Source organism: Salinicoccus carnicancri Crm, assembly GCF_000330705.1.
In the GTDB taxonomy this organism is placed as follows: Bacteria; Bacillota; Bacilli; order Staphylococcales; family Salinicoccaceae; genus Salinicoccus; species Salinicoccus carnicancri.
In genome coordinates, this window is the sequence record NZ_ANAM01000008.1 from 502,654 (window position 1) to 516,086 (window position 13,433).

The following is a 13,433-nucleotide window of genomic DNA, read 5'->3' on the forward strand; positions in this document are numbered from 1 at the left end:
TTAGTCTTTGCTATTAGTCTCTGCTAACAACATTTTGCTTATTTCTTCTTGTGTATCTAGTATTACCTGCAGTTCTTTATCATGCTTGCTAACTCCTGCCTTAACCTCTACTGGATCAACCTCAGGTGTAGCAGTGGGCTTTAGTGCTGTGCCTCTATTTTTAACTATCTCTTTAGCCTCTTTTTTATCAAATACAACAGAAAGTTTCTTTACTAGCTCTGCATCTGATAGCTTAAGTCTTTCCTTTTTCTGTACATTCTTGCCCTTTGCATACAATCTAACTTCTCTTTTATTTAATGGTCTAGCTGTTCCTCTTTCTATCCTGTCCAATCTTAATGCCTCCTGCATTAGCTTTAGATCCGGATGCTCTACCTGATTATATAAACTCATAAACAACATGCCATAATAAAGAGCCTCAAGCTTTAACCCCTCATCTGATATGGTTGTATCTACAAACTTCTGTCTACTTCCCTTTGTTTCTACAGTACCTAAATCTAGCAGGGTACTTTCATTTAACATTACGCCTAGATCTCTTGTATCTAAGTACTTGCTGATACTGCCTAACTCATTTTTAATAAACCATCTCAGAGATCTCTGTTTCATTGCTTGCAGATTCATAACCTCATTAGAGGACATCCCTGTAAAATCTATGAGTAACTGCTGTTGTCTGACAGATGCATCAGGTCTAATCGCCTGCTCTATCAGATTCTGCACAAACTTATCAAGTTGCTCCTCAGTCATTGATCTGTTTAGACTTGTAGGATCATACTCAGGTGCTTTAATCTCCTCCTGTGTCTTTAACTCCTGATCATACAACTCTCTATGCTCTGATATGTATGTTCTTAAAAGTCTACTGGAGAAACCAAGCTCCTTGCTGTATGCCTCCTGTGTAGTGCCAAAATGCACCTTACAATAGGCATGTAAAAGAGCAGTCTGCTCTGATCCAGTGGGTTTATTTTCTTCTATAAACTCCTGAAACTCTGTTTTCTGTGTTTCCTCTGCCATACTATTACTTTCCCCTCTCTTAATCTCTGTATTATTCTCATTAATTGCCCCTGTTGCTACCTATTTCATTTCTCTACTATATAGGGCTACTAGATGAGGCTTATCCCAGTAGTTACTTAGGATAATATTACACTAACCTCTGTAGACTCTCTATTGATATCCTGATTAACTTCTGTCATATAAATCTCCTCCCTTTAGCTCTATATTTAGAAATGCTGTTTTAACTGTGACTGCCCTCATGTCACAGCTTTAAAAAGTCTCCTAACAATAATAATGAAAGATATTATATTTTAAGGAGACTACACATTGGAAAATAGAAATTTAAAGGTAAAAGTAATTGATAGTATTATGGGATCAGGTAAAACTAGTTGGGCTATCCAGTATATGAATGGGTCTCATGAATCTGAGAAATTTATTTACATTACTCCATTTCTTAATGAGGTTGAAAGAGTCAAAAGAGAGGTAACAAATAAGGAGTTTGTAGAGCCTGAGAAATTTAAAGGCAAGAATAAGAGAGAACATTTTAAAACTCTACTTTCACAGGGCAAAAACATCTGTAGTACTCACGCTTTATTTAAAAAAGCAGATGAGGCTCTTATAGATTTAATTCAAGTTCAGGGCTATACCTTAATACTAGATGAGGTCATGAATGTAATTGAACAGGAGCCTATTACTAAAGAGGATTTACAGCACCTGACACAACCTAATCATAATGGGGAGCCATTACTGTATGTAAAACCTGATGGTACTTGTAGATGGACTAAAAAGGACTATAAGGGTAGGTTTGAAAGCATCAAGGAGTTAGCAGAGAGCAATAATTTAATGATTCATAATAACACAGCTCTGTACTGGACTATGCCTGTAAGAGCATTTAGAGCTTTTGAGCAGGTTATTGTAATGACTTATATGTTTGATGGTCAGCTACAGAAATACTACTATGACATGCATGATGTGGATTACTACTACAAAGCTATTAAATTAGATCCTGAGGATAACAGATATAAACTAATCAATTATGTAGATCACACTGCAGAGGACAGGGAGCACCTGAGGGAGCTTATTAATATCCATTATTCAAAGTTAAATGATATTGGTAAAGGATACCACGCTTTCAGCTCTACTAAGTTAGATAAGTATGCTAATGATTCTGCTTTTATTGAGCTTAAAGAGAGAGTTAAGAAAGATGCTTACAATTTTTACAGAAACAAAATAAAGGCATCTGCTAAAGATGTTATGTGGACTACTATAAAGGGAGAGAATGATAGCATTAAAAAAGCTTTGGCACCTCATGGACTCACTAGAGAATACAATGAACAGCCTAATAAATTTGTGGAGGTCACAGCTAGGGCTACTAATGACTACAAGAATAAGACCACTTGCATTTATTTAGCTAACAGATACCTTAATCCAATGTTAAAGCAATTTGTAGAAGATGGAGGGGCTAAGGTAGATCAAGATAAATTTGCATTGTCTGAGTTATTACAATGGATTTTCAGGTCTAGAATTAGAGTAAATCAGCCCATTGATATTTATATTCCCTCTAGTAGAATGAGGAGACTGTTAGAGCAATATCTTAATAATGAAATATAAATGGATTATAATTAATATGATGCCTCTGCTGTGCACTACAGTAGGGGTATTATTACAAATAGCTGAAACCCTTGATATAGCTGACTTACTCACTCCACTGAGTAAAACCTTTACAAAACCCTATAGTGGCGGGTCTTCAGACCCCCCTCCCTTATAATAACAGTATACAGACTGAGTAACTTTTTAGCAGTAAAGACAGCTATATATTCCAGTCGCTAAAGCTCCTTACATAGCTCAGGCATTACCTGCCCTCGCCCTACCCTCTTAATTAACTGCTGTAATATCTTCTACAATATAGGCAGGTTTATATTTAGGTGGGGGCATGAGCTTTAGCTCAGGCTAGGTTTTAGATGCTCTTAGGTCTTTGCACTATAACAGTACCTCAGCAAATACTTTAATATCAGGTAGCTACTTAGCCTTAGAAGTATAATCCTTTATGCTATGTTTTTTGTGGTCTACTATGTAGACTGTTCTTTCTTCTTTTTTGTGTCACTACCTGTTATTTACTGCTTAGCTCTCAGTAATAGCAGGTACTTTTTTTATGTCTTCTACTCCATACTGTAGTAAAGATCTGCTACTGTATTTTACATATAATTTAATATACTTATCTCCCTGTTAGTGCTGTTAATTCAGTTACTGGCAGGTTATTTTTGTATACTCTGTGAGGTTAGATATTACTACTACAGGTACTGCTAGTTACACAGGGGTTACTGAAATAAGGGGAGGGGGAGGTATATAACTGTAGGGCGATTGTGAGGAGCATTAGCTTACACAGTAGGTTACATTAGATTACATGGTAAACAGCCCAAGAAACATCAGGAGGGTCTGCCACTGCCATTAGTGAAATATTTCATAGGTGTAGCTATTATGTAAAGAGTAAACGCTTGACACAATAATATTTATAGCATATTCCTGCCCCTGCTCCTGCAGTTTCCTTAAAGGAATACATAAGCCTGATATGATCTACAATATCATTCTGAGTCAGGTACAGTACTACTAATTAAAACCTAAGAGATATAAGGGCTGTAAGTGTTAGGGTATTATTTTGAAAATAAAATGGCTGTAAGTACTGTTGTAGAGCCTTTTCTCATTTTGATATATAGGGCTATTAATTAAGGGGGAGGGGGCTAGGTAGGTACTGAGCAAGTACTGAGCAATCTCTTACTCTACAGCTAAGACACAAGGAGAGGGCTTATATATTGTGGGGCTACAGCAGGGACTGTAACTAACAGCAGGGCTAAGCTCCTGATACATCAGGCAGGTACTGGACTCACTGCAGAGCACTGTAGCTAACAGCAGGAGCTACTACTGTACTAATGAGAGGGCTAAAGCTATAGAAGTGTGTAGATATATATATAGATATGAGCACTGCAATATACATAGATATTGTAGCTACCATTTTGAAACTAACTAATGAGACTTTACTAAGCTGATAGAATCAAGGCAGTAACTTAACTATCAATAACATTACTTATTGAGACAGTAAGAGTTCTGTACTAATCCAGTAACAGTAACAATAAAAATAATGATGATAAGTTAAGTTAGCTAAATGTAATAGTCTTTGCTCAGCTCTCTACTGATCTGCTAATACTTTTAATTAATTGATTGTAGACTAACAGAAATAATACTTGTGCAAGCTAATATAAGCTATTCTGACAAACTTTAATATAAATCTAACGCCTTTATATTAATCACTTTCAGATGCTCTAAATTAGCCTCACAGAACAGCCTCATATTGATACAGTTATAGTTATCAGAGTAAAGATAGCATAATCTATCTAGCATGGGGGTATGGGAGGGGGCAGACCCTATATATAGGAGCATCTTGTGCTGAAATTATTTCTTTTCCATTTTTTACAGCTCCTGAGGAAACTAGAGCACCATAGAGCAAGTACTATAGACTAAGTAGCACTACAGAGCCTCACTAATATTATTGTAGATACACAGACCACATAGTGAGCCCCCCTTACTTAAACAGCCTTACTATAAAAAATATTTCTAAGTCCTAAAATTACAGATCAGCAGACAACATAAAAAAAGCAGAGACTATAATGTCCCTGCTCTGATACTAAACTTATTCTAATTATTACATGTAAAATCTTATTATCTAATTTTTGGTATTACCAATGAAAATAGTGTGACTTCTATTAGAGTAGACACTTTAATAAGTATATTTCTATAATTCCTTAACAAAATTTACTTTAAAATGGTAATCCATTATTTTTATAATAAATTTCCATTTCATTTATTAACTCTAAAAGAATAATTGCTCTTTTAACTATATCTTCAGGTAATGAATTTAATTTTTCTAAGAATTTATTTGCTAAGTCAACATAACCCTCTATAGCAATGTCTGCAGACAAATCTTTAGCTGTTAGTTCTAGGTAAGGCATTACTCTATCAATAATCTGTAAAACTGCCTCATTATAATGATATATTTCATCATTATTAGCATGTAAAGCATTCTTTATTAGTACTTTACTTTGTTCTCTTTCATTTATTGGTAAAAACTCTAGTATTTCTTTTAATGATATATTTGACTTATCAATAATATTTCTATAATTTATATTGTCTAGATTTTTATACGCCTTGTTTTTAACAATCTTTTTATTATCTGCTTTTGTCTCTTCTGCTGTTCTAATGCTTTCTAATTCAGCAGATACCTCGCTGAGCTGTGTCGCATTAAAATCTATACCTAAATATTTACTCGCATATTCTATAAAGCGTACTGTCTTATACATATGAAAATTTTGACCTGTTTCATTAAAAAATTCTTGAATTAGGTTAGGGTGAGGTCCTTTAGTCTCCCCTTTCTTAATATGCCACCAGTCCTCTTTATTATCTTCTGTAATAAATATCACTGGTTTAGCATTTTCACACGCTTTAACTTTATCAATTATTTGTTTCCATACTATTAAATCGCCATATTGGAGTTGATACTTGATACCATCATAAGACCTATACTCTTTTTTATCAGTTTTATCTTTAAAACCAGGAGGGACTTTAAGAGGATACCTTTCTCTCCCATCTTCCTCAATTTTATTTATCTCATCTTGATTATATGACTCTCCAACATTATTATTCAATAATTCTAATATCCTGTCATGTATTTCATTTGAGTTAGGTAAATCATTTATTTCTTCTTCTACTTTTTCTTCTAACTCTTTATTAGATTCATCTAAATTTTTAATAAAAAAATTAAAATCCTCAGTCCTAATAAAAGGATTATCATCTTGAGCATTTTGTAAAAAAGATTTCGCCTCATCTATTAGACCTTTCAAATTTTTTTCTATTTTTTCATATCCCTCTTTTTGATTATACATGTTATCCTCATAGTTAAAGAAATACTCTAGGGCAACTTGATGCGGTATCCATAATCTATTTTTTTCTTTGAATTTTTGTAAAATTTCTAATAGTCGCCCTGCACTCTGTTTTGAGGGATATTTATAAAAATATAATAAAATATTTGTATCCACCACTATAATTGATTCATCCAACAAGTCCTCATATTCTTTTTTTGTATATTTAATAAATCCTTTAAATTGTTCTAACATTTTAAGCCCCCTAAACATTTTTAATTTTTCATTTCATCTCTATATTTCTGTGATTTTATTTTCATAGCAATAAAATAGACAGTAAGATCTATCAGATTTTTTAGATCATTAATGTCTGTCCCCTCCCATTTTCTTGTATAATGAGTTTCATCATTCCCCAACCATGTAGCTCTTTCTGCCATTTGTTGTATATCTGAATCACTTATATAATCATTTATACATTTTTGAATTGAATGAATTGCTTTAACAGTTTCTGCATCCTCAGGATGTTCACTTATTATGTAATCTTTTAATAAAAATTCTAGAGATTTCCTATAAGCACCTCCACAAATAAGATTAAGTTCCGCTTGTTCTGCATTAAATGCTTGATTATATATCTTTATAAATTCTGGAGATAACTCATTAATTTCTTTAGGAAATTCTTCATAACTTTTACTCTGGGGGTAAAGATATGATAATTTAAATTTATTAGTATCGCCTGGTTGTCTTATGGTACTCATAGTATACACAGCAAAAAATAGTGATTCACATTCTCCATTTGGACATTTACATAAAAGCTCATGAAATCTATACTGTTTTTCATGTATAAGAATATATTTAGGTATTATTAAATTCTTACACAAGGGGCATTTATCAGGTTTTTTTTCCAAGTAATTTAAATTTTTACTATCCTCAATCTGTCTAATGTATCCCATTTAATAGCACATATCCTTTCATTCACAAAATCAGAATCATCATACAAATTATACCATATAAAAAAGAGCAGTATTCTGTTACCTGCTCTTAATTAACTAAACAATTATAAGTATTTTCAGTAAATCTAACAATAATATTTCAATTGCATCACTTAATATCTTTGATATAAGTAACTGTGCACGCTGTATAATACTGGTTTAACCCTTGATTTTTCATTCTTAAATTGTATACTTTGCTTATAATATTCATTGTAAAAAGTTGATTCAGTATTAGCTACATCCATGACAAAATACATCTCAATAGGCTCTAGCTCAAAAGCATCTGATATTTTCAGCCCATTTCTTAAAGCTCTTTGATAACTATTTTTATCTATATTCCCTGATAAGCCATTAAAAATATCTCCATCTAACTTTAAATAAGAGCCTTTAATCAAACTACTTTTAAGTGTATTCCTAAACTCTGTGAAATCATTACCTGATTTAAGAGAATCAGTTTTAAACCTATAGCCCTGTAATTTCAAATTTTTCATTGCCATGTATCCCCTCTACTTTTTTCAATAACTAAATGTAATTCTTTGATCTAGTCATTTAACAATATTATACCTCTACTGCTCCAAATAAATTTAAATTTTTTTGTAACTCTCTCCCCCACTTATGCCAATCTACAAACTGTTCTAATTCATATACAAGTTCTAGGCTAAAACTCCCCATATCAGCAACAGCTCCATCTTTCTGATCTTTGTAATACTGATAAGCTACTTCTGATAATTCAGTAATTCCTTGATATAGAATAAACTGATCATTTGTTACAATTTCTAATGTCTCACTAATTTTATAGTTACCACTATCAAGAATAGCATTAATAAACAATAATTCATGATCTGTAAACTCTTTACTTCTAAACTTTCTAACTTTAGAATTAGCTATTTCTTTTTTCAGTTCAGTGTAATCTGTTTTGTTATTAGTCATGTTTAAATTCTCCCTTTAATAAATGTACTTTCTAATAGGTTCATAAGTATTAAAGCAGGTGCTGAGGCTATGAATGTAAGTATTACAAGATTATCTATATCCATTTAAACAGCCTCCCCCCTCAGTCTTTAGCTTTCTGTATATGGTAGCCCTTGAAATTCCAGTAATATCTGAGATCTGTTTTACTGTATGCTCTCCCTTGCTGTACAGTTCCAAAGCATGAGCCACTTTATTACTATTAGCTCTAGGTCTGCCAAACTGCACTCCTTTAGACTGAGCTACAGCTACACCCTCCTTAACTCTCTGATGTATCTGTTTTCTCTCCATCTCAGCAAGTGCTCCCATAACTGTAAGTAGAAAATCTGACATTATGCTCTCTCCTGAAATATCTAACCATGAATCAGAGAGAGACTTAAGGGAGGCATCTTTATTCTTAATGATCTCCACTATCTCTAGCAAGTCCTTTGTAGATCTACTGAGCCTATCAATGCTAACAATATATACAGTGTCTCCCTCTTGTAGCTGATCTAGTAGCTCATTGAGCTGAGGTCTATCCCTCTTACTACCTGAGATCCTGTCTCTGTAAATGTAATCACAGTGCTCTAGTTGTTGCTCCTGCCTATCAAACTTTTGCGACTCATTGAGGGTACTGATTCTCATGTAGCCATAGTTCATATTTTGTTATCTCCTTTCATTAGTAGTATCATTTTGATACCTGTATAAGTAATATACCACTGTGAAATACTGGTATCAATATAATACCACTATATATTTTGGAGATTTTACACTTTGGTAAAAAATAAAAAAGACAGGGCTGTTTAGCCCTGCCTAATCTACAATAACTATATATTAATATCTATTATCTTTTCTAAACTCATCAGGTATATTCAACCTATACTCAGATGGTAAGCCCTTGTTTAGTTTAATCTCTAGTATTCCTAATTTTTCTAGTTCTTGCATCCCTCTACTTGTGGTAGTCTTAGCCATTCCTAGCCTGTCCTTTAAGTCATTAAATGAGGTCTGTACTTCTCCTGTATCCTCTGAAAGGCTGTACATTCCTAAGAATAGCCTTAGTGTAGATGGTTTCAATTTTATCAGTAAATTATATAAGGTTACTTTGTCCATTCCCTACATACCTCTCCCATGTCTCTCTACATCATTCTCATTTATTAAATCAACATAATTATATCACAGATTAAAAAGAGGCTACAGCCTTAGCCATAGCCTCAAATGAGAATAAATAAACTATCATTAGAGAGGAAAAGTATTAAAGTATGATGCTGTTGTAGGTGTATCTAGTACTATAGTTAGAATAACAACCCTAACTGTGACAGAGGCTGTTAGATACTGTTTAGATGCTGTGAGTGCCATTTAAAGAGGAGTTAACTACTTGATATGAGTGACTTACCCAGTTATAACTCTCTATGTGTCTCTGTGTAGCTACTCAGCCCATGTTATTGTCAGTGTAGGCTTTACTTTCTGCCCTTGCTCATCTTTCTGATACTCTACTTTAGATATAATGCTCTTTAGGAAGTTATTTATATTTGTGACCAACTCTTTTTTATCCTTATCTGTTAAATCAGCATCCTCTTTAATCTGTTTAGATGTTCTAATATTTTTGATGTTATCTACAAGGTATTTAATTCTCTGTTCATAAGTGGAGGTATCTAAGTTTATAAGACTCTCCTTATAACTCTCTACTACATCTTTTAAGTGATCTTTCTCCTCTTCTATACCCTGCTGTCTCTCCTTAAAGGTGTTTTTATCTATCAATCCATCTACAGCCAAAGAAAGTAGATTTTCCTTTTTATCCTCTAGCTTTGCTAAAGATTTCTCAGCATCTTTAATTTTATCATGATACTTTTTAACAATAGTTGTATTGTCATGGGTCTTTATCTTAGACAGTTCTTTCTCTACTTCCACACTGTACTTCTTAATTTCTTCTAGTATAGCCTTTTCTAATTTTTCCAAAGAGTGCCCATAGTTTTTACAACTTTTATTAGTACATTTCTTTAATATATTCGCTACCCTGTACTCTCCTGTCTCTTTGTAATTCTTATACTTAGGGTTAGCTGTAGAATTAACTAGCATCCTATTACTGCATTTAGTACATATAAATAGCCCTGAGGTTATAAAGCTAGTAGTAGATCTAGTTCTATTGTAACTCTTAGTCCTCTGCTGTACTAAATCTGAGATAAGCTGATACTCTGATACCTTAATTAGAGGCTCATGAGCATCCTTAACCTCTACAGATCCCTGTGCATTTTTGTAGTTAAGGATGCCCCTATACACAGGATTATTAATCATTCTAGAAACTGAGTTCATTCTAAAGAGCCTGTGATCTCTAGTCCTGTAGCCCTCTGCATTTAATTTCTTGCAAGCTGATGGATAGCTCATGCCTTGTAGCATCAAATCTACAGCATACCTATACACCTTGCTCTCCTCCTCATCAGGAGTAAGCCTGCCCTCTGAGTCTCTGATGTACCCATAAGGTGTAGGATTGCCTTGCCACTTACCTGCTCTAGCACTATTTAACTTTCCTACTAATAATCTCTTTCTGATCTGCCTGTACTCAGCATCTGCAATAACTGAGCCAAAGGAAAATAACAGCTTATTGTTATCCTCTCTCAGATCATACTCTGCAGTAGGAGTAATGAATATAGGGCAGTGCATCTCTAAGGTCTCTGCCAATGCCATTAAAGTAGCTCCTGACCTACTGAGCCTATCAATATCATGAGCAAATACTGCATCATACTCTCCTGCTTTAATATCCTTAAGCATAATATTGTACTGCTCTCTATCTGAGTCCATTGAGGATGCTATGCCATCACTGTATATCACATAGCTATAGCCCTGACTTTCAGCGATTCCCATTAAAGTAGTCCTGTGATTACTTAAGCTATCCTCATCCTCCCCTTTCTCTCTACTGAGCCTCAGATAAATACATGCTTTTTTACTGTTATCCACTCTGCAAACCTCCAATAATAGTACTCTAAACACAGCTACCTCTAGTGCTCAGTACTATCATTAGAGATAACTGTATTTATGTGACTACTACTGTATGCGGTGTGAAGACAACCACCACACCGCCTTTCAGCTTGGATTCCGCGAGCGCTTCCCGCACAAGTGAATCGATGTTGACGAAAGTCTCCCGCCGGTCGGTTTCCACTTCATACTTGAATAGCATTTTATCACCTTTAATCTTCAGTATTGTGGGTACTATACTACTAGAGATTGATGAAAGGAGATATCGGAATGCCTTATACAACGAATGATTATCCGGATTCACTGAAAAACATGGAAAAGCTGGAACGGAGAAAGGCGATTGATATCATCAATGCACTGCTCGAAGAAGGATATGACGATAACCGGGCCATCCCGATTGGGATCGAACAGGCCGAAGATTGGTATAAAGGTGCAACAGCTGAAGAATTAAAGGAACTTGAGCGTAAAGATATCACACAGCATGAAAACGATCCGGGTACCCAGGGCGGCAGGATAGCTGATAACGACGTCGAAGTCTTCTACGAAGATGACGAATGGAAAGTACAGACAAAAGGGGCGAAACGCCCGAGCAGCACGTACGCCACGAAGGATGATGCCGTGAAGCGGGCAAAAGAGATTGCCGACAATCGCGGCGCGGAAGTCATCACCCATAAAAAGGATGACTAGCTGAATTGCCCCGATCAGATGATCGGGGCAATTTTCATACCTGTGTATTCAATTGCAGAAGGAACAGCGCCCCTTCACATGTAGATACTATCCTTTTTTAATCAGTTCAATCGCCGGTATGTCGGCAGGTGCCCATTCCAGCTCATCGATGACTCCCCTTTTGAGCCATTTCATATCGACGTGTTCGAGCAGCTGGATTTCACCGGATATCACTTTGGAGTAGTAGGTCGTCAACTCGACTACCCCGAAATCATATTCATGGACAGTCGTGGTGATCTTGTCCCCGACTTCGATCCGGCAGCCCATTTCCTCTTCCAATTCACGCATCAGGGCATCCAGCGGTTCCTCCCCCTCCTCGATTTTACCGCCGGGGAATTCCCACATCAGCTCAAGACTTTTCCCTTCGGGACGCTGTGCACATAGAATTTCATCATTTTCATTTACGATGACAGCCCCGACCACTCTTATGTATTTTTTCATGTCTTCCTCCGAAATCTTTTTCCCCAATTATAACAAACTGCTTCAATAATGAAATTAAATCGTATCAAATGTATAATTATGATAAATAAATTTAATTTGGACATTAAAGTATTTAAAATCTGGGTATGTTAATATGAAAACAAAATAATTTATATACAGCCTGCATATTTCGGCCATAAAAAAAGCCCCTGCCTGAAATTATTAAGAGGTCGGGTGCATTTCTTAGGCAGGGGTAAATCCAATTAAGGGTAAGGAAAAAATGAACTTACTATAAGTTGCTAATAAACATCGATGGGGCGGAGTCTACCATCAGACATGTAAGGACCGCCGCTGGTAACAGTAAAGACCGGCTCATCCGACTTAACAGTACTCGCTTCTACTGTTTCCGGACTGCTGAAAGTCACTGCACCGAAAAGCATCAGGCCCAAAATCATTACGCTGACAAGTTTTTTCATCCCATTCACCACCAATCAATGTCTATAATCACATTATGTAGTATTCTAAATATTTAATCAATATTCACATATGCAAAAATTGTGAACAAACTGGAGGATATTTATGGAGTATTATGAGCAATTCAAGAAAATACGGCAGCTGAAAGGATTAACCCATAAAGATCTTGCTGAAGGCATATGTGGCATGACGACAATCTACCGCTTCGAGCGTGGCGATACTGCCATCACTGCTGAAGTACTGTATCAGTTATGCCAGCGGCTCGGCATCAGCATGCAGACTTTATTCGTCGATGAGGATTCAGAATATGCCTTCATTGACTATTATTTGGAGAAACTGCGTGAATACGTCTACTTCCGGCACCCCGATATGCTGAAGATGACTTTAAAAGATGCAGAAGAGACGATAAACAATAATCCGTCTTTTGATTTGAAATATAATAATTTCGACAGGCTTTTCAGAACATACTCCGCCATCGTATTAAAAAATGAAGAACGGTATGATCAGGCAGAGAAGATCCTGGTTGAACTGATGAAAAATAAGAAAAACAAGTCGGATCTCGAGCTTGAAATCATCAATACGCTCGGTGACCTGTACATCACCCAGGACAAATATGGGGAAGCACTTGAACTGTACACACGCCACAGGACACGCATTCTGGCACATGAAGACAGCCATTATTTTGACCATTATATGCTGATCCAGCTGTATTATGGTTACGCAAACAGTCTTTACAGCAATTTCAGGGATGTCCAGGCTCTCGATATCTGCTTTAAGCTGCTCATCCGGATTCAGGAACACAATACGATGTACTATCTGGGGAAGACGCATTATCTCATGTGCCTTATTTATCTTGCTTTAAATGATGGTGAAAACGCTGAGGAACATTTTAAAAAAGCGGAATCCGCTTTTCATCTCGAGGAAATCAGAGACAGAATGGAAGATCATCTCACTGCAGCAAAAAGAGAAATAAAGTCGTTAAAGAAAAGCGAAAACAGCCTGTAACCAGACAGGC

General features: G+C 35.6%; 14 protein-coding genes. 3 read left to right on the forward strand and 11 right to left on the reverse strand.

Going from position 1 to position 13,433, the window contains the following annotated elements; genetic code table 11:
• Positions 1 to 1,005: a hypothetical protein gene (locus tag C792_RS0110310; RefSeq protein WP_017549367.1), complete on the reverse strand. Its 1,005-nt coding sequence runs from the start codon at positions 1,003 to 1,005 to the stop codon at positions 1 to 3.
• 306 nt (positions 1,006 to 1,311) lie between these two features.
• Between C792_RS0110310 and C792_RS0110315 the strand changes: the two genes are divergently transcribed.
• Positions 1,312 to 2,595: a DEAD/DEAH box helicase family protein gene (locus C792_RS0110315; RefSeq protein ID WP_017549368.1), complete on the forward strand. Its 1,284-nt coding sequence runs from the start codon at positions 1,312 to 1,314 to the stop codon at positions 2,593 to 2,595.
• Positions 2,596 to 4,796: 2,201 nt separating this feature from the next.
• Here the strand turns inward: C792_RS0110315 and C792_RS0110320 are convergent.
• From C792_RS0110320 to C792_RS14910, 8 genes are all read right to left on the reverse strand, one after another.
• Positions 4,797 to 6,149: a PIN-like domain-containing protein gene (locus tag C792_RS0110320; protein ID WP_017549369.1), complete on the reverse strand. Its 1,353-nt coding sequence runs from the start codon at positions 6,147 to 6,149 to the stop codon at positions 4,797 to 4,799.
• A 20-nt stretch (positions 6,150 to 6,169) separates the two neighbouring features.
• Positions 6,170 to 6,844, reverse strand: coding sequence for a DUF4145 domain-containing protein (locus C792_RS0110325; RefSeq protein WP_017549370.1), 675 nt, complete (start codon positions 6,842 to 6,844; stop codon positions 6,170 to 6,172).
• A 152-nt stretch (positions 6,845 to 6,996) separates the two neighbouring features.
• Positions 6,997 to 7,374 carry a hypothetical protein gene (locus tag C792_RS0110330; protein WP_017549371.1) on the reverse strand — a complete coding sequence of 126 codons (378 nt, stop codon included), beginning with the start codon at positions 7,372 to 7,374 and terminating at the stop codon, positions 6,997 to 6,999.
• A gap of 67 nt (positions 7,375 to 7,441) precedes the next feature.
• Positions 7,442 to 7,813: a hypothetical protein gene (locus tag C792_RS0110335; protein ID WP_017549372.1), complete on the reverse strand. Its 372-nt coding sequence runs from the start codon at positions 7,811 to 7,813 to the stop codon at positions 7,442 to 7,444.
• Positions 7,814 to 7,903: 90 nt separating this feature from the next.
• Positions 7,904 to 8,488: a recombinase family protein gene (locus C792_RS0110345; protein WP_017549374.1), complete on the reverse strand. Its 585-nt coding sequence runs from the start codon at positions 8,486 to 8,488 to the stop codon at positions 7,904 to 7,906.
• Positions 8,489 to 8,662: 174 nt separating this feature from the next.
• The gene (locus C792_RS0110350; protein WP_017549375.1) at positions 8,663 to 8,938 is read right to left on the reverse strand and encodes a helix-turn-helix domain-containing protein; all 276 of its coding nucleotides are present in this window, start codon (positions 8,936 to 8,938) and stop codon (positions 8,663 to 8,665) included.
• A 315-nt stretch (positions 8,939 to 9,253) separates the two neighbouring features.
• Positions 9,254 to 10,780 (reverse strand): recombinase family protein, encoded by a 1,527-nt coding sequence (locus C792_RS0110355; protein ID WP_017549376.1) that lies wholly within the window; start codon positions 10,778 to 10,780, stop codon positions 9,254 to 9,256.
• A gap of 76 nt (positions 10,781 to 10,856) precedes the next feature.
• A complete protein-coding gene (locus tag C792_RS14910) occupies positions 10,857 to 11,000 on the reverse strand; it encodes a YjbQ family protein (RefSeq protein ID WP_017549377.1) in 144 nt (47 codons plus the stop codon).
• A 68-nt stretch (positions 11,001 to 11,068) separates the two neighbouring features.
• Here C792_RS14910 and C792_RS0110365 point away from each other — a divergent pair, with 68 nt between their 5' ends.
• Positions 11,069 to 11,485: a DUF2188 domain-containing protein gene (locus C792_RS0110365; protein ID WP_017549378.1), complete on the forward strand. Its 417-nt coding sequence runs from the start codon at positions 11,069 to 11,071 to the stop codon at positions 11,483 to 11,485.
• Positions 11,486 to 11,572: 87 nt separating this feature from the next.
• Here the strand turns inward: C792_RS0110365 and C792_RS0110370 are convergent, their stop codons facing one another.
• Positions 11,573 to 11,965, reverse strand: a complete 393-nt coding sequence (locus C792_RS0110370) for a (deoxy)nucleoside triphosphate pyrophosphohydrolase (RefSeq protein ID WP_017549379.1) — start codon at positions 11,963 to 11,965, stop codon at positions 11,573 to 11,575.
• A gap of 278 nt (positions 11,966 to 12,243) precedes the next feature.
• A complete protein-coding gene (locus C792_RS14980) occupies positions 12,244 to 12,420 on the reverse strand; it encodes a hypothetical protein (protein WP_017549380.1) in 177 nt (58 codons plus the stop codon).
• A 103-nt stretch (positions 12,421 to 12,523) separates the two neighbouring features.
• Between C792_RS14980 and C792_RS0110380 the strand changes: the two genes are divergently transcribed.
• A complete protein-coding gene (locus C792_RS0110380; RefSeq protein ID WP_017549381.1) occupies positions 12,524 to 13,423 on the forward strand; it encodes a helix-turn-helix domain-containing protein in 900 nt (299 codons plus the stop codon).
• Positions 13,424 to 13,433 lie beyond the last annotated feature (10 nt).